Below are 19,634 nucleotides of genomic sequence, written 5' to 3' on the forward strand. Positions count from 1 at the left end.
ATGCTGACCTACGACCAGATCAAAGAGCTGATTCAGATCGTTTCGGAGCGCCACCTGCACGAGCTCGAGATCGAGCGCAGTGGCTTCCGGTTGAAGATCACCGGTGCGGCACCCGCTGGCGCGCCGGTCGAGTATCGCGTCACGGCGGCGCCGGCCGCGCCGTTGGCGATGGCGTATGCGCCGCCCGGCGGCGTGGAGGCGCCCGGCGCCGCCGGACCGGGCTCCGCCCCGACGGCGGCCGCCGAGGCCGCGCCGCATCTCATTGCCTCGCCGATCGTGGGGACGTTCTACAGCTCACCCAGCCCCACCGCGGATCCGTTCGTGCGGGTCGGCGACCGGGTTCGCAAGGGCCAGGTGTTGTGCATCGTCGAGGCGATGAAGCTGATGAACGAGATCGAGTGCGATGTCGACGGCATCGTCGTCGACATCCACCCGCGGAATGCGCAACCGGTGGAGTTCGGCGAGCCCTTGTTCGGAATCCGGCTCGAGTAGCCTTTCCCGATGTTCAAGAAGATCCTCATCGCCAATCGCGGCGAGATCGCGCTGCGAGTCATCCAGGCTTGCCGCGAGCTCGGCATCCCGACCGTGGCCGTCTATTCGACGGCGGACCGCGAGAGCCTGCACGTGACCTACGCCGACGAGGATGTCTGCATCGGGCCGCCACCTTCGTCGCAGAGTTATCTGAACATCTCGAGCATCGTCTCCGCGGCCGAGATCACAGGCGCCGATGCGATTCATCCCGGCTACGGCTTCCTGTCGGAGAACGCCCATTTCGCCGAGGTCCTGCGCGACTGCAAGATCGGCTGGATCGGTCCGCCACCGGAGGTCATTCGCCAGATGGGCGACAAAGCGAACGCCCGGCAGACCGCGGTCGCCGCGGGCGTCCCCGTCCTCCCGGGCAGCCAGGAACCGCTCGCGTCCGCCGAGGAGGCCCGGCAGCTCGCCGGCGAGATCGGTTACCCGGTGATTCTCAAGGCGGCGGCGGGCGGCGGTGGGCGCGGCATGCGGATCGTACGTACCGCCGACGAGATCGAAGGCCAGTTCGCGACCGCGTCCAACGAGGCGCTGACGGCTTTCGGAGACGGTTCGGTCTACCTCGAAAAGTACCTCGAAGAGCCGCGGCACATCGAGTTTCAGGTGTTCGGCGATGCCTACGGCAACGTCATTCACCTCGGCGAGCGCGAGTGCTCCATTCAGCGCCGCCACCAGAAGCTGATCGAGGAGTCCCCTTCGCCTGCGCTCACGCCCGAGCTCCGGGCGCGCATGGGAGAGGCCTCCGTGAAGCTGGCGCGCGCCGTCGGCTACCAGGGCGCCGGAACGATCGAGTATCTCCTCGACCTCGACGGCAGTTTCTATTTCATGGAGATGAACACCCGCATCCAGGTGGAGCATCCGGTCACCGAGATGGTCACCGGCGTCGATCTGGTCAAGCTCCAGATCGGGATCGCAGCCGGCGAACCGCTGACGATTCCCTCGGGGCTGAAGCCCCGCGGGCACGCCATCGAATGCCGGGTCAACGCCGAAGATCCGGTGACCTTCGTGCCGTCGCCCGGGAGGCTCACGACCTTCCACCTGCCCGGTGGCCCCGGAGTCCGCGTCGACACCCACGGCTACGAGGGCTATTTCATTCCGCCGACCTACGATTCTCTGGTGGCCAAGCTGATCGTGCATGCAGGCACGCGCGAAGAGGCCCTGGCGCGTATGAAGCGCGCCCTCGACTTCTTCGTCGTCGAGGGGATCAAGACTTCGATTCCGCTGCATCGCGAGATCCTCGAGGACGAAGAGTTCCGGGCCGGACGCTTCTCGACCAAGTTCATGGAGCGATTCGCCGAGCGTCGCAGACTGAAGGCGGCGGCCGTTTCATGACGGCGGGCGCAGCGCCTCGGCCGGGCAGAATCTACGCGATTGCCGATGCCGATGCGCTGGCGCCGCGAACTCTGTCGGCCAGCGCCGCCACCATGGCGGATGCCGGGATCCTGACCATTCAGCTGCGCGCCAAGTCCCTCCCCGACGATCTTCTCTTCGCCGAGGCCGAGCGCTGTCTGCGGCAACTCGAGGGCTGGCCGGGAACCCTCTGGATCGACGATCGGGTCGATCTGGCGATGCTGCTGCCGCTCGCCGGCGTCCACCTCGGCAGGAGAGATCTCGCGGCCGCGACGGCGCGCCGGCTGCTCGCCCCGACGGTCCGCATCGGAGTGTCGACACATGACGAGAATCAGCTCGCCGAGGCCGACCGCGATGCCGCCGCCGACTGGGTCGCCCTCGGACCGATCTACGCCACGCAGAGCAAGCGCGATCCGGACCCTGTGGTCGGGCTCGTGCGCCTGCGCGAGCTCCGCCGGCGCACGTCGAAGCCGTTGGTCGCCATCGGCGGCATCGAGCAGGCGAACATCGCGGCGGTGCTCGAGGCCGGCGCTGACTCGGTAGCTCTGATCCGGGCGGTCTGTTGCGGAGACATCGCGCGCAACTGCCGCGAGCTGCTCGCCATGGCGGCATGAGGATCTTTCTGACCGGGTTCATGGGTGCCGGCAAGACCTCCGTGGGCCGGCGCCTCGCCGCCCGGCTCGGCTGGCCGTTCATCGACCTCGACGACGAGATCGAGAAAGTCGCGGGTGAGTCGGTGCGCGAGATCTTCGACAAGGTCGGCGAAGGCGGATTCCGCGAGATCGAAGCCCGTGTCCTCGCCGAGTCGTTGCGCCAGGATCCGGCCGTCGTGGCGACCGGCGGCGGCACGCTCACCTTCCCGCGCAATCTTGCGGCTGCCCGCTCCGCGGGCCTCGTGGTCTGGCTGAACCCCGAGTTCGCGACTCTCACCCGTCGCATCGGCGGCAGGGGCAAGACGGACCGGCCGCTGTTTCGCGACGAGGCCACGGTCCTGGCGCTCTATCGCGAAAGGCTTCCCGCCTACGCGCTCGCCGACCTGAAGGTCGACGTCGCCCCAGGAGAGGCCGCGGAAGAGGTGGCGGCGCGGGTCGCCATGCTGGTCTCGGAGCGCAAATGCAGTATCTGATCCTCTCCGACATGCACGGCAACGCCGAGGCGCTGCAGGCGGTGCTGCGACGGCTGCGACGGAAGCGTTTCGACGTCGTACTCGTGCTCGGCGATCTGGTCGGCTATGGCGCGGGTCCGAATCAGGTGGTCGAGGCGGTGCGCGATCTCGCCGGCACGGTCTATCGCATCCGCGGCAACCACGACAAGGTCGTCGCGGGTCTCGAGGACGGGTCGAACTTCAATCACGCCGCGCTCGCTGCGGCGCGCTGGACGACCGATCACCTGACCGCGGCCAACCTGCGCTTCGTGCGCGAGCTGCCGCGCGGGCCGCTCGTGCTGCCCGAGGGCTTCTCGATCTGTCACGGCTCGCCGCTCGACGAAGACACCTACGTCTTCTCGATGTACGAGGCTGGAGAGATCTTCGAGAGCTATCCCGCCGACCTCGTCTTCTTCGGCCACACGCACGTGCCGTCGCTCTTCGTCCGCCAGGGCCGCGACATCCGCGTCGCGCTGCTGCGCGGCGAGAGCGGCTCGATCACGATCGAGGACGGTTGCCGCTACCTGATCAATCCCGGGTCGATCGGGCAACCCAGGGATCGCGATCCGCGCGCCGCCTACATGACCTACGACTCCGACAAGAAGGTCGTGCGCTGGCATCGGGTCGCCTACCCGATCGATCGCGCCCAGCAGCGGATCCTCAAGGCGGGGCTGCCGAAGCTCCTCGCCGACCGGTTGGCCGTCGGGACCTGAAGCGACGCCGGCCCGACCCGCCTTGCAACCGGGGGCTCGCGCTGCGTAGCATGATCTGCTCATGACTTCGGATCGCTCTTCCTGCCGGCTGGCGCTTCTCGCCCTGTTGCCGGTGCTCTCCTGTTCCCAGGCGCCGCCGGCGAGGTCGCCGGCGCGGCCTCCGACGGGTGCCGAGACCCGCTCGACGCGCGCCACGGACCTGCGCGACACGCAGGCGCTCCTCCTCCTGCTCGCCGACCAGAAGCGCTTCGAAGAGACCGTTTTCATCGCCCTCCTCGACAGCTCGAAGAGCGTCCGGTTCGACCTCGCCGTGACGCTGGGGCGGATCGGCGACGTCCGCGGCCGGGGCCTGCTGCAGGGACTGCTGATCGACGTCGAACCCGACGTGCGGCAGGCGGCGGCGTTCGCCCTGGGGGAGCTCGGCGCGCCGGAGGCCGTCCCGGCCCTGCTTCGGGCCGCGGTCGACGACGACGCCGCGACCGCAACGCTGGCTCTCGAGGCGCTCGGAAAGCTCCAGGCGCCGCTCGCAGAGGTGCGCCGGACCCTGACCGCCATCGCGCCCGGGGAGGCCGCCCGGAGGCTCGCGCCGGCGCTCTTCCGCTTCAAGGAGGATGCCCTGGTCGAGGTCGCGGCTGCAATGCTCGCCGAGCCGGACCCGGCGCCCGCTGGAACCGAAGCCGCGCTCGCCGTGCGCCTCGGAGCGGCCTACGCTCTCTCCCGCGACGCCCGCCCCGGGGCGTTGCCGTTCCTGCGCCCTCTCCTCGCGGACCCCGACCCGAGGATCCGGGCCTGGGCGGCGCGCGGACTGGGCGATGTCGGCGGGGTCGCGGACTTCGCCGCGCTGGAGCCGCTGCTCGCTGACACTGCGCCTTCGCCCCGCATCCAGGCGGTCCGGGCCGGGGCGCGCATCGCCGCCCGGACGGAGGCGGTGCCGCCACTCGCCTGGGGAAGGCGCCTCGCCGGCCTCGTCGACGACCCCCTGCCCGGAGTCCGGGCCATCGCTCTCGAATCTTCGGCGGCCTGGATCCCGCAAGCGGAAGTTCGCAAGGCTGTGCTCGGACGACTCGTGAATGGCGAGCCACGCGAGCGCGAGCTCGCCCTCCTGGCGTTCGCCGATGCGGGCGATCCGGAGGCGCCCGAATGGGTGGAACGCGCGGCGGCCGACCCGGCGCGGGCGCTGCGGGCGCGCGCTGCCGAGGCGGCGGGGAGACTCGGGCGTGACGATCTGGTGGAGAAGCTGGCGCTCGATCCGGAGCCGATGGTCCGGGTGGCAGCCGTCGAGGCCCTGCTCTCCGGCGTCGGTGACCGCGCGGCGGTCGCTGCGGTCGGCGACCCGGCCTCCGGGGGGGCAGCGGCGGGTGGGCCAGGAACGGCGATCGAAGCGGTGGCGCGGCTCGCCCGGCGGTTCCTGCGCGACCCGGACGCGACCGTGCGCACGACCGTGCTCGAAGCGGTCGCCGAGGCCCCCGGACTCTCTGCCGCGAGCCTTCAGCAGGCGCAGGTCGAGGCGAGGCTGGACCCGATCTCCGATGCCCGCCTCGCGGGAGTACGGGCGCTCGCGGCGCGGGGGCTCGCCGTGCCGGGCGACCACGAGAGTGCGGTCCAGTTCCTCGAAGGACTCGCCGAAGATGGCGACTTTCTCGTCCGCCGGGAAGCGGCGGGGGCGCTCGAGCGTCTCGGACGGCCGCGGCCGGAGCTCGGGCCGGCCACCACCGGCCGCACCGGTCCGGTCTATGCCCAGATCCTCTCCCAGACCGACCGCGCGCGCCTCGTCGAGGTCAAGACCGCCCGCGGCGCCTTCCGGATCCGTCTCGACTGTCCCCAGGCGCCGCTCACCTGTCTCTCGTTTCTCCAGCTCGCCGGGCAGGGCTATTTCGACGGTCTCGAATTTCATCGCGTGGTGCCGGATTTCGTCGTCCAGACCGGCGATCCCAGAGGCGACGGCTGGGGCGGGCCCGGCTTCGCCTTGCGCGACGAGATCAACCGGCTGCGGTTCGGCCGCGGCACGGTCGGCATGGCGCTCTCCGGGCCGGACACCGGCGGCAGCCAGTTTTTCATCGCCCTCTCGCCGCAGCCGCATCTCGACGGCGGCTACACGGTCCTCGGCCAGGTGATCGGGGACGACTCGGTGCTCGACCAGATCCGCCAGCAAGACGGGCTGGTCTCGATCCGGGAAATCGAGACAGGTGAGTAGTTTGCGACGGTCATCGAGGCCGGCGTGGCGGCTGCCCGTAAGGGCTGCCCTGCAACTTTTCCGCGCGCGGGCACGTAGGTAACCATGTCGGCCGATCTGCTCGATCCCACCGACGAGGCGCTCGTACGATCGGTCCTCTCCGGGGACCGCGACCGATTCGAGCTTCTGGTGGAGCGGTATCAGACGCGACTGGTGAACTATCTGTATCGCATGGTGCGCAATCTCGAAGAGGCGCACGATCTGTCTCAGGAGGTCTTCATCCGCGTGTATCAGGCTCTGGACCGTTACGATAGCCAGTACCGCTTCTCGACCTGGCTCTTCCGGGTAGCCCAGAACGCGGCGATCGACGTCATCCGCAAACGCCGGATCCAGCTGGTCCCCCTCACGCGGCGGGCCGACGAAGGCAGTGAAGCGACCGTCGACCTCGAGCTGCCGGACGGCAAGCCCTCGGCGCTCGAAGCGCTCCAGGGACGCGAGCTCGACGCCTCGATCCGGTCGGCGATCGACAGCCTGCCGTGGGAATACCGCGAGCTGATCCTGCTCCGCCACTACGGTGAGCTGGCCTATGAGGAGATCGCCGAGGTCAAGGCCATGCCACTCGGAACGGTGAAGAACAAATTGTTTCGCGCGCGTCAGATGCTGAAGCAGCAGCTGCTCGGCCCAGAGGGCCACGGGAACTGACGGGGAAGGAAGATCCGATGAACCACGACCAACTGCGTGAGCTGCTCGACCTCGACCTCGACCTCGAGGCCCTCGCCGGCGCCCCGGGCCCCGGTGCGCTCCCGGCGGTAGAGCCCGTCGAGAGTCTGTTGGCGCCGGCCGAGCGGGCCCGGCTGCACGAGCATCTTGCGGGGTGCGCCGATTGCCGCCAGGAACGCGAGAGCCTGCGCCGGGTGCACGCGCAGCTCGCGGCCACCGTCGTCCCGCCGCGCGAGGGCTTCAGCGGCGAAGTCATGCGGGCGCTCGTACCGGCGCCGTGGGAGGCCCGCGCTGTGGCGGTCTGGCGCTGGCCGTTCGCCATGCTGCTCGCTCTGGGCGGCCTCGCCGCCATTCTCCTGGGCGGCGCCGCTGCGGATCTCGAGCCGCGCGCCGGCTCGTTCGACGCCTTCGTCGCCCTGGCGCGCCTGCTCGAAAGCGCGGCTCTCGCCGGCGCCGGGCTCCTCGGCGCCTCGTGGCAGGGCCTGGGCTCCGGGCTCGCGCAGTGGCTGGCGGCGTCGAAGACCCATCTCGCGGGCGCCGGACTCCTCCTGCTGGCCTTGAACCTGCTCTTCCTGCGCCTGCTTCGCCCGTCTTCCCGGAACGCCGAAGCCCGCAAATCCCGATAGACTCTCGCCCATGTCTCTGTGGGTCGTCCGGCGCCTCGTCGGGGGCGCGGTGCTGTTTCTCTCTCTGCCGCTCGCTGCGGGTGCCGCAAATTCCGCCGGTGCCGCCAGTGCTTCCGATGCCGCGGACACCGCTGCCCTGCCCGGACTGCGTCTCGAGGCGGGGAGCGTCGCGCGCCAGCAGATCGTGGCGGTCGGGCGGGGTGTCGAGGTCGACGGCGAGGCACTGGCAGGGGTCACGGCGTTGAACGGCACAGTCACCGTCACGGGTACCGTACGCGGCGACGTGACGGTTCTCGGCGGCGATCTCATTCTGGCGCCGACGGCAGCCATCGAAGGGGATGCGCTGGTACTGGGCGGCCGCCTCGTGGCCGCCGGCGGGTCGCGCCTCTCGGGCCGCGCCGTCGCCTACCCGACGGTCTCGCGCGCCTGGCTGACGCTGCTCGAAGGGCCGAGCCTGGGTCTCGGAGCGACATCGCCACTCGTGCTCGGTGCCAAGCTCGGACTGGTCGCCGCATGGCTGGCACTCACCCTGCTCCTCTTCGCCTCCGCCGGGCGGCCGCTGGTACGCACCTCGGAGGAGGTCCAGCAGGAACCGCTGCGCTGCTTCGCGGCGGGGCTCGTGGGTCTTTCGGCGATCGTCCTCACGGCGCTCTTCCTGTCGGCGTTCCTGCCGACTTTGCTCGGGATTCCGCTGCTCGTCCTCGTCGCGCTCTTCGCGCTCGTGCTCAAGCTCTGGGGAATGGTGGCCATCTTTCACAGCCTCGGCCGATACTTCGTCACCCGGATCGCGCGGCGGCGTGCGGTGCAGCTGCACGCGGCCGTCCTCGGTCTGACGCTGCTCGGCCTGGTGAAGCTCGTCCCCATGGCGGGTGTCTGGGCCTGGACCGCGGCCACGCTCATTGGCATCGGCGCGACCCTGCGCTCGAAGTTCGGCCGCTTCGAACCCTGGTTCGACGGCGACAACAGTGCACTTGTCTGACCCCGCGAGAGCCTTGCTAGGCTCTCTGCGGAAGGAGCTCTCGGTATGGAAGTTCGGAAGATTGGCGTCGTGGGCGCCGGCACGATGGGCAGCGGAATCGCCCAGGTGGCCGCGCAGTCGGGTTTTGACGTCGTCCTGGTGGATATCGCGCCCAATGCGCTCGCGAAAGGGCTCGCCACGATCGACAAGAGCCTCGAGCGTCTGGTGGCGAAGGGGAAGCTCACCGTCTCCGAGCGCTCGGCGGCCAGGGAGAAGATTGCTTCGGCCGCCGAGCTCGCGGCGCTCGCCGGCTGCGACCTCGTGGTCGAAGCGGTCGTAGAGAAGTTCGAGATCAAGCGCCAGGTCCTGCAGGCGCTCGACGCAGTGCTCGGTCCGTCCGCGATCCTGGCGACCAATACGAGCTCGATTTCGATCACCCGGCTCGCCGCCGCGACGGCCCGTCCGGACAGGGTGATCGGCATGCACTTCATGAACCCCGTGCCGATCATGCAGCTGGTCGAGATCATCCGCGGCCTGCAGACCTCGCAGGAGACCTGCGATGCCGTCTTCGCGACGACGCGCGAGCTCCAGCGGACCCCGGTGGAGGTGAACGACGCGCCCGGCTTCGTCTCGAACCGCGTGCTCATGCCGATGATCAACGAGGCGATCTTCTGCCTGCACGAGCGAGTCGGCGAAGCGGCCGCGATCGACGAAGTGATGAAGCTCGGGATGAACCATCCGATGGGCCCGCTGGCGCTCGCGGACTTGATCGGCCTCGATGTCTGCCTCGACATCCTGCGCGTGCTCGAGGAGGGCTTCGGCGATCCGAAATACCGCCCCTGCCCCCTGCTGGTGAAGATGGTGGACGCCGGATACCTCGGGCGCAAGAGCGGGCGCGGATTCTATGCCTACGGCTGAAGGACTGCCCAGCGTCTTCTGCCAGGTCTGCGGTGCCGGGAATTCGAGCGACCGCGAGTTCTGCGCACGCTGCCATCAGAAGCTGATGGTGATCTCCGGCGCAGCGGGCGGCGAATCCGAGCAGTTCGACTCGGAGCGCGGCGCGGATTTCTCGCTCGACGAGCACCTGCTCGAGCGCATCTCGATTCTCGAGGAGGCGGTCAAGCGCACCGCGGAGACGGCGCAGAAGCTGGTCGCCGCGGTGCAGAAGCAGGAGAAGAACCTGCTCGTCTCGCAAACCGGCTTCGCGACCCTGCGCGAGCTCCTGGAGCGCCGCCGGCTCGTGGGGCGCGAAGAGTGGAGCGACCTCTGGGAGTCCAAGATGGACTACCAGCTGCGCGCCCTCGAGAAGCGCGAGCGCTTCATGGCGATCCGCGACCGGGTCGTCGCCCTCTATCAGGGCAACCGGCCGAAGCTCTTCGCGCAGCATCTGGACGACGCCGAGTACGCCCTCTTCGCCTTCGACGTCGAGCGTGCCAAACGCGCTCTCGAACAGGCCTGGAAGCTCGACCGGACGAACTACGAGCTGGCGCTCTTCCTGGGCGAGACCTGTTTCAACGAGGGCGACACCGAGGCGGCTCTCGCCTTCTTCCAGAAGGTGCTCGAAGTGAAGCCGGATCATTTCGAGGCGCTCGTCTTCTCCGGCGTCATTTTTCACGAGCAGGGCAACTTTCATCGCGCCGAGGGGCTGCTCAAGAAGGCGGTGGCCGAGTACCCCGACGCCTTCCTGCCGCACTTCAGCCTGGGTGCCGTCTACGCCGCTCACGGCGATCTCTCGCGCGCCGTCGCCTACCTCGAGCAGGCGAATCTGCTCGATCGCGTCCCGCAGGCTCTCTATCTGCTCGGCAACTGCCGCTACGAGATGGGCCAGGCGGCGCACGCCATCCGCAGCCTCCGCGAAGCGGTCCGGCTCGACCCAGCCTTCGAGGAGGCGCACTATCTCCTCGGGCTCGCCTATCTCGACCGGCACTGGAACAAGAAGGCGCTGGCGTCGTTCCGCGAAGCGCAACGGCTGAATCCCCGCCGCCTGCGCTATCAGGATCTCGTGCAGTTCCTGTCGGGCCGGACCGGCGCGCCGCTGCCGGAGGTGGGCACCGAAGCGGCGCGCTATATGGCGAAGGCGGAGGAGCATCGGGCGCGCGGCGAACGCGACCGCGCTCTCTCGAGCTACCAGAAGGCGCTCGACGCCGAGCCCGAGAATCCGACCCTGCTGATGTCGTTCGCGATGCTCTGCCTCTCCATGGATCGATGGGAGGAGCTCGAGTCCGCTACGCGACGGGTGCTCGAGCTGAACCCCGGCGAGATGCTGCGCGCGACGGCGTCGGCCGCCCTGATCGCCGCTCTCAGGAGCGGCGGCAAGTTCCGCGAAGGCAACCGCATCGGCAAGCTCCTCCTGCAGGAGGGGGCGAGCAACTTCACGCGCACCATCGCCTACTTCGAGATGGCCTACAACCTCGCCGAAATGGAGGAGGACCTCGACCAGGCGCTGGAGTATGCGCAGCAGGCGCTCGACCTCGCGCCGGACGAGCTCAAGCAGTTTCCCCTGGCGGCGATGGGCTGGGTTCATTACAAGCGCAAGGAGTACGATCAGGCGGTCGAGTGCCTGGCGAAGTCGAACGAGCTCGGCTCGTCGCCGACGACGCTCACCCACCTCGGGATGGCACACCTCGCCTCGGGAAACGAGGAGAAGGCGCGCGGAGCCTTCGGCCGGGCGCGGAGCCTCGAACCGCGCGTCGGCGCGCTGGAAGAGAAGATGATGGAATGCATGCGCGACTCGTCGCGTCTGCTCGAACGCGTGCAGCAGCGGCAGAAGCGATAGCGGCAGAAACGAAGCAGTTCCTTTCCGAAACCCCGGTGACCCTGTGACTCCCAAGACCGAAACCTCGCGCCCGACGACTCCCCCCACCCGCTGGTCCCAGACCTATCTCTTCACCACGCGCGAAGTGCCGAACGACGCCGAAGTGATCTCCCACCAGCTGATGGTGCGGGCCGGCATGATCCGCAAGCTCGCCGCCGGCATCTATACCTACCTCCCCTTCGGCTGGCGGAGCCTGCAGAAGCTCTCGGCCATCGTGCGCCGCGAGATGGCCGCCGCCGGGGCGGTGGAGCTCTCGATGCCCTCGATCCAGCCGGCGGAGCTCTGGACGGAATCGGGGCGCTGGCAGAAGTACGGCAAGGAGCTTCTGCGCATCCGCGACCGCCACGACCGCGAGTTCTGCTTCGGACCGACGCACGAGGAGGTCATCACCGACCTGGTGCGGCGCGACGTCAAGAGCTACCGCCAGCTGCCGTTCAACCTGTTCCAGATTCAGACCAAGTTCCGCGACGAGATCCGGCCGCGCTTCGGCCTGATGCGCGGCCGCGAGTTCCTGATGAAGGACGCCTACTCCTTCCACGCCACGCCCGAGAGCCTCGACGAGGCCTACGAAGCGATGCGCGCCGCGTACCGACGGATTTTCGAGGCCTGCAAGCTCGATTACACCGTCGTCGACGCCGACACCGGCACGATCGGCGGCTCCTCCTCGCACGAGTTCATGGTCACCGCGGCGACCGGAGAGAGCGCGGTCGCGCACTGCGACGCCTGTGGCTACGGCGCCAACACCGAGAAGGCAGCGCGGGGGCCGTGGGGGAACATCTCCGAAGCCGCCGCGGCGGAGCTGACGCGCCGCGACACGCCGGGCATGAAGACGGTCGCGGAGGTGGCGCAGTTCCTCGCCGTTCCCGAGACCCAGTTCGTGAAGACGCTGATCTACGAGACCGACAAGGGCTTCGTGGCGGTGGCGATCCGCGGCGACCGCGAGGTCAACGAGGTGAAGCTCCTGAACGCCTTGAACGTCGAGCACCTGCAGCTCGCGACCGAAGAGAAGGTCCTGGCCGCGACCGGCACGCCGGTGGGTTCACTGGGTCCGGTCGGCCTGCCCGCGGCGCTCCGCCTGCTCGTCGACCTCTCGGCTGCCGGACTGCGGAACTTCACCTGCGGCGCCAACCAGACCGACGTCCACCTCCTGAACGCCAACTGGGGCCGGGATGCCAGGCCGGGCGACGTCGTCGATCTCGTCACGGTGGTCGACGGCGATCCGTGCCCGCAGTGCGGCGCGGCGCTCGCGATCTCGCGCGGCATCGAGGTGGGGCACATCTTCAAGCTCGGCGACAAGTACTCGGTGGCCATGAAGTGCGAGTTCACCGACGAGGCGGGCGCCCAGAAGCCGATGATCATGGGCTGCTACGGCCTCGGCATCGGCCGCACGGTGGCCGCCGCGATCGAGCAGAACCACGACGCCGACGGCATCATCTGGCCGATGCCTCTGGCGCCCTTCGAGGTGCTGGTGATCGCCCTCAACCCCAACGAGGCCGAGTCGGCTCGCGCCGCCGAGGAGATGGCGAACGAGCTCGCGGCCCGCGGCCTCGACGTTCTCTACGACGATCGCGACGAACGGCCGGGGGTGAAGTTCAAGGACGCCGAGCTCATCGGAATTCCGCTCCGCGTCGTGGTCGGCGGCAAGTCGCTCGCCGCCGGGCAGATCGAGTTCGCCCTGCGCCGCGACCGCCAGAAGCTCCTGGTGCCCGTGGCCGACGCCGTCGCCAAGGCCCTCGAGCTCGTCGCCGCCGAACGCGGCTGAGGGCGCCAGCAGCGGCCTCCAAGAAAAGGGGACACAGAAAACAGGGACAGGCACCATTTAATTTAATGGTGCCTGTCCCTGTTTTCTCGGTAGGCGGGCGGTGGCGTGGACGCGGGATTCCCGGCGCGCAGTGGCGGGGGGCCCCGCCGACAAGAGAAGAAATCCGATCGACCGGGGTCCCGACCGAGCACCGGGGATCCCGCGTCCACGCCGCCGACCGCCGGCGCACTCGCATCAGCCTTGGACAGGTCGCGCTTGGTCGATCCGCCGGCCGCCGACAGGGATCTCGAAAGGATCCCAGTGCTCGGTCGGGACCCCGGGCATCGGATTTTCCGCCAAAGGGCGGGGCCCCCCGCCACTGCGCGCCGGGCTCCTTTCGAGCTCCCTGCCGTCGGCCTGTCCTGAGTGTTCTACGGGTCCGATTCCAAGACGCGTGAAGTCCAGACAAAAGAAAAAGGCGGGAGCGCCGAAGCACTCCCGCCTTCCCAAGGCTCGCGAACGAGCCTAGCCTGCGGCAGTTCTTACCAGAGGAACTTCAGACCGAGACGGACCGTCCGGGCCTGCTGGAAGGGGTTGCCGAAGGAGACGCCCGTGTTGGGCTTGAGGTAGAACGGATTCTCCGTACCGGCGACAACCGACGGATCCAGACCACCACCGAAGAAGTAGTCGTAGCTGCCGTCGCAGGCGTCGGTGTCGCAGAGGTCACCGTCGAACTGGTTGTTGTCGACGAGCAGAACCGCGTCCTCGTCGAACAGGTTCAGCACGTTGATGCTGGCCTCGAGCGTGAAGTTACCGATCTTGAAGGGGTGCGTCACGAGCAGATCGGTCTGCGTGAGGTCATCCGTCTCGCCCGCGTTGCCGCGGCCGAAGGGGAAGAACGGAACGCCGACGTAGTTCCACTGGGTGGAGATCGGCGTGCCGCTGCCGTAGTACTGGTTGACGCCGACCGTGGTGCCCCAGCCGAAGCGATAGATGAACTGCGCATCGATCTGGTGCGGACGCTCGGTGTTGAGCGAACCTTCGGTCAGGTTGCCGTTGAGATCGAACGCGTTGTGCAGCGCGTCGAACGCACGGCTGACGTTCGGGTCGGTACGGCCGAACTCGTCGGAGCTCGCGAGACCCGAATAGGTGCCCTCGAGCTTGCTGTAGGTGTAGCCGACACGGGCCGACCAGTTGCCGGCGAACCGGCGGTTCCAGGACAGCTCGATCGCTTCGTAGTCACGGATCGCTTCCGGCTGCGCCGGAATCGGGCCCGAGCCATCCGGGTCGCCAGCGACGAGACCCTTGCCGGGGTTGCCCGTGATGTAGACCTCGTTGCGGACGCCGGTGACCGGGTCGTTGACCAGGTAGCCGATGTCTTCGATGGTGTTGTTGAGGGTCTTGTTGACGTAGCGGATGCCGAGCACCGAGGTGTTCGTCCACTGCCAGTCAGCACCCAACTGGAACTCTTCCTGCTCCATCGGCTTCAGGTTCGGGTCGATGGCGTCCTGCGGGTTGGTGGGGTGACGGAGGTCGAGAATGACTTCCGGCGCGCCGAGACCCGGGCAGGGGTTGTTGCTGGCCTGGTTGGTGGACTGCGTGCAGTTGCCGCTCGCGAGGAGCGCCGGCCAGTCGAGCGTGTTCACCGGGAAGAGATACTCGAGCCACTTGTCCGCGCCGAACGAGCCGCGGGGCATCTCGAGCTTGGTGATGTCGTAGTAGATGCCCCACGAACCGTAGACCTTGATCTTCTGGTCGGAGAGGACATCCCAGGCGAATCCGACGCGCGGCGCGACCTTGTCGCCGTACTCGAACTCGATGGCGTTCTCGGGCAGCGTCGGATCGACCTTCGCGCCGTAGTTCGGAACGCGCTCCTGCTCGGTGCGGACACCGAGATTGACCGTCAGGTTCGGGAGAACGGACCAGCTGTCCTGCAGGTAGAAGCCGAGGTTCTTGCTGTCGGCAGCACCCTCGGTGCGGAAGCGGCGGACGCCGAGCGAACCGTAGGTGCCGATGACGCCAGCGCCGAAGCGATCCGGCAGGCCCCAACGGAAGGTGTAGAGGTTGACGGCTTCGCCGGAGGAGACTTCGTTGCTGATGTTCTCCATCTGGATTCCGGCCTTGAAGGCATGCGAACCGAGGCCATTGACGAACAGGTTGCCGTCGATGGAGGCCGATTCACGCTCCCAGAGGTCGGTCGTGGTGGAGTTGTTGCCGGGGAACGAGGTGAAGCCGGCCGGACGGAACAGGGGGCTGTTCGCGATCGGGTAGGCCGTGTTGCGGAAGAAGACCTGCGCCGTCGCATCCAGACCGCTGTCGCTCGTATCGTCCGACCAGAAGCCGATGCGGCCGGAGAGATAGAAGTTGTCGACGGGGATGTAGTCGGCGTAGGCCGAGTAGCTCTCGGTCTCGAACTCGGTGACGACCGAGAGATCGGCGAGCGGCGAGGTCGAGCCATCCTTGTTCGGGAGGTTGCCGTCGACGGTGCGCGGCGACAGGTTCGCCGAGACCTTGTACAGGAACTGCGAGCCGACGTTGCCCTTGATGTTGCCGGTCAGGTACTCGCTCTTGTCGTTGCGATTGGCCGTCGGGCTGTTGCCGTCCGGCGTGCGGTCGATGTCGACCTCAGTGTAGGTGTAACCGACGTAGAACCAGGCCGCATCCTGCGCGATCGGGCCGCCGATGGCGAAGCCGGGCTCGAGCGTCGTGGTGTCGTCCTTGTCGAACGTGCGATAGAGGGACGGATCCGAGCGATACGGGGTCGCGCGCTCGTCGCCGTTCATGGAGGAGTCGCCGTAGTACATGCCGACCCAGCCCTTGAACTCGTTCGTGCCGCTCTTGGTCACAGCGCTGATCACGCCGCCGACCGAACCGCCGTACTCCGCCGCATAACCGGCCGACTTGACCTGAACCTCTTCGACGAAATCGGTGACCATGTTCTGGCCGGAGATGCCGTCCTGGGGATGGGTCGTGTCGACGCCGTCGATGACGAAGCGGTTCTCGGAACCGGAAGCGCCGTCGATCGAGATACCGCCGAGGAAGCCCTCGTTCGCGGCGCCAGCAGCCTGCGTGGCGACGCCCGTGAAGTCGCGGCCCTTGGGCAGCAGCTCGATCTGCTCAGCGCTGATCGAGGCCGCGGTGGCCGAGCTCTTGACGTCGACCTGGCCGGCTTCGCCGACCACGCTGATCGTCTCGGAGACGGCGCCGACCGCGAGCGTGATGTTCGCGGTGACGGTCTCGCCGAGGCGGACGTTGACGTTCGTCACCTCAGCCGGGTTGAAGCCGTCGAGCTTCGCGACCACCACGTAGGTGCCCGGGGGCACGCGGGGGAACCGGAAAGCTCCGGACTCGTTCGTGGTGCCCGCGAGGCGGGTGCCACCGGCCGAGACCGCTTCGACGGTCGCGCCCGGCAGAACCGCGCCCGACTCGTCCGTCACGGACCCTTCGATGGCGCCCACCTGCTCCTGGGCGCCTGCCGGAGCGACCGCGAACATCGCCACCAGGGCGAGGGCCGCAACGACGCCGACATTCAGCCAATTTCTCTTGTTCAACATCATCAAACCTCCATCAGGTTGATAGGGACCGCCGGCGGAACGATTCCAACCAGCGCAACTTGGTTACAGCGGTGTGAAAAGCCTAACACAAGGATTTGGGGCCTTGTCACCCTTTCGAGGCACTCGAGCTCGAGCATCTCGGGCCTCGAACCCCCCCTCTCACCGCTGTCCCCTCGCGTACCCGAACCACCAGCCTTCCTTACCAAAAGCGTGCCAGAAGCGGGGGGGCGCAGCGGGCAAGGGTCAGCCTTGTAAAATTCCTGTAATCAATGGGTTGCGCGATCCATCCGGCCGTAGGGGAATACGGAAAACCGGTGCGCTCCGAAGAAATTCAGAGTGTTGAACCAATCTGCGGAATTTTGATTCGGCGGGCGGTTGAGGCGCGGTTCAGGGGGTCGCCGAGGGCTGCCCGGGGGCGAGCTCCAGGCCGAGCGAGCGGATCCGGTTCCCCTGCACCTCGAGAACCTCGAGCTGCGCCGGGCCGAGCACGACGCGGTCGCCGACGCGGGGCTTCCTGCCGAGCTCGGAGAGCACGACGCCGGCGATGGTGTCCTCGTCGCGAGTGGAGAGCTCGAGCCCGAGCTCGTCCTCGAGGTCGACCACCAGCATCGAGCCGGAGAGAGTGAACAGGCCGTCGCCACTGCGGGTGAGCTCCGGCCGGTCGGTGTCGAACTCGTCCTGGATTTCGCCGACGATCTCCTCGATGACGTTCTCGAGCGTGACGATGCCGGAGACGCCGCCGTACTCGTCGACCACCGCGACCATGTGCTGACGCTCGGCCTGCATCCGGCCGAGCAGGCGATCGAGCGGCGTGGTCTCGGGCACGAACTTCACCGGCCGCGCGAGGCTCGCGATGTCGGTGATCGGCGAGGTGGTGCGGAAGAGATCCTTGATGTGAATGAGGCCGATGACACTGTCGAGGTCGCGTTCGCAGAGCGGAAAGCGCGTGTGGCCACTCCGGCGCGCGATGGCGATGTTCTCGGTGATCGGAAGGGAGGTCGAAAGGTGGGTGACGTCGGCGCGCGGCACCATGACCTGCCGGGCGTTCCGGAGCGAGAGCTCGAAGACGTTGTCGAGGATCTCGCGTTTGAGCTGGGACTGGCTGCCCATCTCCGACGAAGAGAGCAGAATGCGCAGCTCCTCCTCGGAATGAGAGAGCTCCTCTTCTCCGGCCGACTTGAGGCCGACCAGGCGTAGCAGGCCGTTCGCGGCGTGGTTGAGCAGCCAGATCGCCGGGAAGATGACCCAGTAGAAGATGTAGAGCGGCATCGCGATCCACAGCGCGGTCGGCTGCGGTCGCCGGATCGCGAACGACTTGGGCGCCATCTCGCCGACCACGATGTGCAGCGCCGAGATGATGATGAAGGCGGTCGTGAGGCTCACCGAGTGCACCAGTGCCTCGGTGGCGCCCGGGATCATCCGCACGAGCGGGGCCATGATCCAGCTGAAGGCGGGCTCGCCGACCCATCCGAGCGCCAGGCTCGCGATGGTGATGCCGAGCTGACACGCCGAGAGGTAGGCGTCGAGGTGGGCCACCTGATGCCGCGCGAGCTTCGCCATCCGGCTCCCCGCGAGGGCCAGAGGATCGAGCTGGGTCGGACGCACCTTGACCAGCGCGAACTCGGCGGCGACGAAGAAGCCGTTGAGCGCCACGAGCAACAGGCCGAGGGCAAGTCCGAGCCAGGGGTTCATGGAGCCCGAGGCCGCTCCAGCGCCGCCGGCGCTCTCGGACAGGGCCAACACGAGGATCGTCATTCGGGGCAAGTATAGGCATGGGCGGGCGCCGGACGCAGTAGAATGCCCCCGACGTCGCGCCCGGCATGCGGCCAGCATGGTGACTGGACGGCGGGCAGCCACGCGCCGGAGGTTCGAAATGTCCAACACCCGCAGACTTTCGCGTAGGTCCAGCTCGCTCGTCGCCCTCGCTGCAGTCGCCATCCTCGTCGCCCTCGGCGGCTCGTCGGCCGCCCATGCCTTGAACCAGGCCCGTCTCTACGGCACGATCACCGACGAGAACGAAAAGCCGGTCGAAGGCGTCCTGCTCACCGTGACCACGCCGGAGCAGCCGTCGTTCAAGCTCGAGGTGAGGTCCGACGCCAAGGGCAACTGGGCGGTGACGCTCATCGACGCCACGAAGACCTACAACTACAAGTACGAGAAGGACGGGTACCAGATGATGCAGCAGGATCTGAGGATCCCCATCGGCTCGAACGAGCGCAAGGATTTCCAGATGCTGTCGAACGCCGAGGCGATCAAGCGCGGCTCGGCCGTGGCGGTGCCGCAGGAGCCGACCGCGGAGGACAAGGCGGTCCTCGCCTTCAACGCCGCCGCCGAGGCTTCGCAGATGGGCGACATGGCGACCGCCAAGGCGAAGATGCTCGAGGCCGTGACGCTCAATCCGCAACTCGGCGTCGCGCACTCGGCGCTCGCCGGATTCCTCTACGCCGAGAAGGACTATGCCGGCGCAGCGGCGGCGGCCGACAAGGCGCTCGCGCTCGATCCGAAGGACGCGCGCTCGCTGCGCGTCGCCGTCGAGGCCAACACCGCCCTCGGCAACAAGGCAAGAGCGAAGGAGGCCTCCGCGGCGCTCGCGGCGATCGATCCGAAGGCCGCGGCGATGGACCTTTTCAATCAGGGCGTGCGTGAGTACAACGCCGGGGCGATGCCGGCGGCCCTGAAGCTCTTCGAGCAATCGCTCGCCGCCGATCCGGACTACCCGAAGACCCACTACATGCTCGGCATGTGCTACGTCAGCCAGGGCGACAACGCCAAGGCGAAGCAGCACATGGAGAGCTTCATCGCCGTCGCGGCCGCGGACGACGCGGATCTCGCCACGGCGAAAGAGATGTTGAGCTATCTGAAATAGCGGATGCGGGTCACCCTCAGTCCGGGTCGCGAGCGCCCGATCCGCGACGGTCATCCCTGGGTCTTCTCGGGCGCGATTCAATCCGAGCACGGCGATCGCGAAGCGGCGGTCGCCTCCGTTTTCGATGCGCAGGGCGCCCGGCTCGGGTCCGGTCTCTATAGTCCGGGATCGCAGATCCGCGTGCGGATGCTGGGCGGCGATCCGTTGAGCGGCTCGCCGAGCCATGCGCCGGCGGGCGTCGACGCCGCCTACTTCGAGGCACGCCTGCGCGCCGCGGACAGCTGGCGGCAGCGCCTGCTGCCGGCCGGAACCACCGGCTACCGGCTGCTCAACGCGGAGGGCGACGGACTGCCGGGCTGGACCGTCGACCGTTTCGGTTCGGTCCTGGTCAGCCAGATCACCTCGGCCGGCCTCGAGAAGCTGCGCGGTCCGGCGTACGA

The 19,634-nt window shown here is 68.0% G+C and carries 16 protein-coding genes; 14 read left to right on the forward strand and 2 right to left on the reverse strand.

All coding sequences use genetic code 11. The annotated features are described in order from the left end of the window. Positions 1–3: 3 nt before the first annotated feature. The 12 genes from accB (at position 4) to KBI44_12230 (ending at position 12,795) form a co-directional block, all read left to right on the forward strand. Complete coding sequence (accB, locus tag KBI44_12175) at positions 4–492, forward strand: acetyl-CoA carboxylase biotin carboxyl carrier protein (GenBank protein MBP9145233.1); 489 nt, start codon at positions 4–6, stop codon at positions 490–492. Between the two features lie 9 nt (positions 493–501). Further along, entirely contained in the window at positions 502–1,866 is a 1,365-nt protein-coding gene (accC, locus tag KBI44_12180; protein MBP9145234.1) for an acetyl-CoA carboxylase biotin carboxylase subunit, read from the forward strand. Next, positions 1,863–2,498: a thiamine phosphate synthase gene (gene thiE, locus KBI44_12185; GenBank protein ID MBP9145235.1), complete on the forward strand. Its 636-nt coding sequence runs from the start codon at positions 1,863–1,865 to the stop codon at positions 2,496–2,498. The genes accC and thiE overlap by 4 nt, the downstream gene beginning before the upstream one ends. Then, positions 2,495–3,010 carry a shikimate kinase gene (locus KBI44_12190; GenBank protein MBP9145236.1) on the forward strand — a complete coding sequence of 172 codons (516 nt, stop codon included), beginning with the start codon at positions 2,495–2,497 and terminating at the stop codon, positions 3,008–3,010. The genes thiE and KBI44_12190 overlap by 4 nt, the downstream gene beginning before the upstream one ends. Further along, positions 2,998–3,741 carry a metallophosphoesterase family protein gene (locus tag KBI44_12195; GenBank protein ID MBP9145237.1) on the forward strand — a complete coding sequence of 248 codons (744 nt, stop codon included), beginning with the start codon at positions 2,998–3,000 and terminating at the stop codon, positions 3,739–3,741. Before KBI44_12190 ends, KBI44_12195 begins: the two co-directional genes overlap by 13 nt. A 61-nt stretch (positions 3,742–3,802) precedes the next feature. Beyond that, positions 3,803–5,935 carry a peptidylprolyl isomerase gene (locus KBI44_12200; GenBank protein MBP9145238.1) on the forward strand — a complete coding sequence of 711 codons (2,133 nt, stop codon included), beginning with the start codon at positions 3,803–3,805 and terminating at the stop codon, positions 5,933–5,935. A gap of 84 nt (positions 5,936–6,019) precedes the next feature. Then, on the forward strand, positions 6,020–6,616 hold the full coding sequence (locus KBI44_12205; GenBank protein ID MBP9145239.1) for a sigma-70 family RNA polymerase sigma factor: 597 nt from the start codon (positions 6,020–6,022) through the stop codon (positions 6,614–6,616). Positions 6,617–6,633: 17 nt separating this feature from the next. After that, complete coding sequence (locus KBI44_12210; GenBank protein ID MBP9145240.1) at positions 6,634–7,260, forward strand: zf-HC2 domain-containing protein; 627 nt, start codon at positions 6,634–6,636, stop codon at positions 7,258–7,260. Between the two features lie 10 nt (positions 7,261–7,270). Continuing rightward, positions 7,271–8,239, forward strand: a complete 969-nt coding sequence (locus KBI44_12215) for a polymer-forming cytoskeletal protein (protein MBP9145241.1) — start codon at positions 7,271–7,273, stop codon at positions 8,237–8,239. A gap of 45 nt (positions 8,240–8,284) precedes the next feature. Beyond that, positions 8,285–9,136 carry a 3-hydroxybutyryl-CoA dehydrogenase gene (locus KBI44_12220; GenBank protein ID MBP9145242.1) on the forward strand — a complete coding sequence of 284 codons (852 nt, stop codon included), beginning with the start codon at positions 8,285–8,287 and terminating at the stop codon, positions 9,134–9,136. Then, complete coding sequence (locus KBI44_12225) at positions 9,123–10,994, forward strand: tetratricopeptide repeat protein (protein ID MBP9145243.1); 1,872 nt, start codon at positions 9,123–9,125, stop codon at positions 10,992–10,994. Before KBI44_12220 ends, KBI44_12225 begins: the two co-directional genes overlap by 14 nt. A gap of 43 nt (positions 10,995–11,037) precedes the next feature. Continuing rightward, positions 11,038–12,795, forward strand: a complete 1,758-nt coding sequence (locus KBI44_12230; GenBank protein ID MBP9145244.1) for a proline--tRNA ligase — start codon at positions 11,038–11,040, stop codon at positions 12,793–12,795. Between the two features lie 521 nt (positions 12,796–13,316). On the opposite strand, the gene KBI44_12235 is transcribed toward KBI44_12230, so the two are convergent. Continuing rightward, complete coding sequence (locus tag KBI44_12235; protein ID MBP9145245.1) at positions 13,317–16,325, reverse strand: TonB-dependent receptor; 3,009 nt, start codon at positions 16,323–16,325, stop codon at positions 13,317–13,319. Positions 16,326–16,715: 390 nt separating this feature from the next. Then, the gene (locus tag KBI44_12240) at positions 16,716–18,083 is read right to left on the reverse strand and encodes an HlyC/CorC family transporter (GenBank protein ID MBP9145246.1); all 1,368 of its coding nucleotides are present in this window, start codon (positions 18,081–18,083) and stop codon (positions 16,716–16,718) included. A 118-nt stretch (positions 18,084–18,201) separates the two neighbouring features. Between KBI44_12240 and KBI44_12245 the strand changes: the two genes are divergently transcribed. Then, positions 18,202–19,194 carry a tetratricopeptide repeat protein gene (locus KBI44_12245; protein ID MBP9145247.1) on the forward strand — a complete coding sequence of 331 codons (993 nt, stop codon included), beginning with the start codon at positions 18,202–18,204 and terminating at the stop codon, positions 19,192–19,194. Positions 19,195–19,197: 3 nt separating this feature from the next. Next, on the forward strand, positions 19,198–19,634 hold a 437-nt coding region (locus KBI44_12250; protein ID MBP9145248.1), incomplete at its 3' end, for a 23S rRNA (cytosine(1962)-C(5))-methyltransferase RlmI.

This window comes from Thermoanaerobaculia bacterium, from assembly GCA_018057705.1.
Classification (GTDB): Bacteria; Acidobacteriota; Thermoanaerobaculia; order Multivoradales; family JAGPDF01; genus JAGPDF01.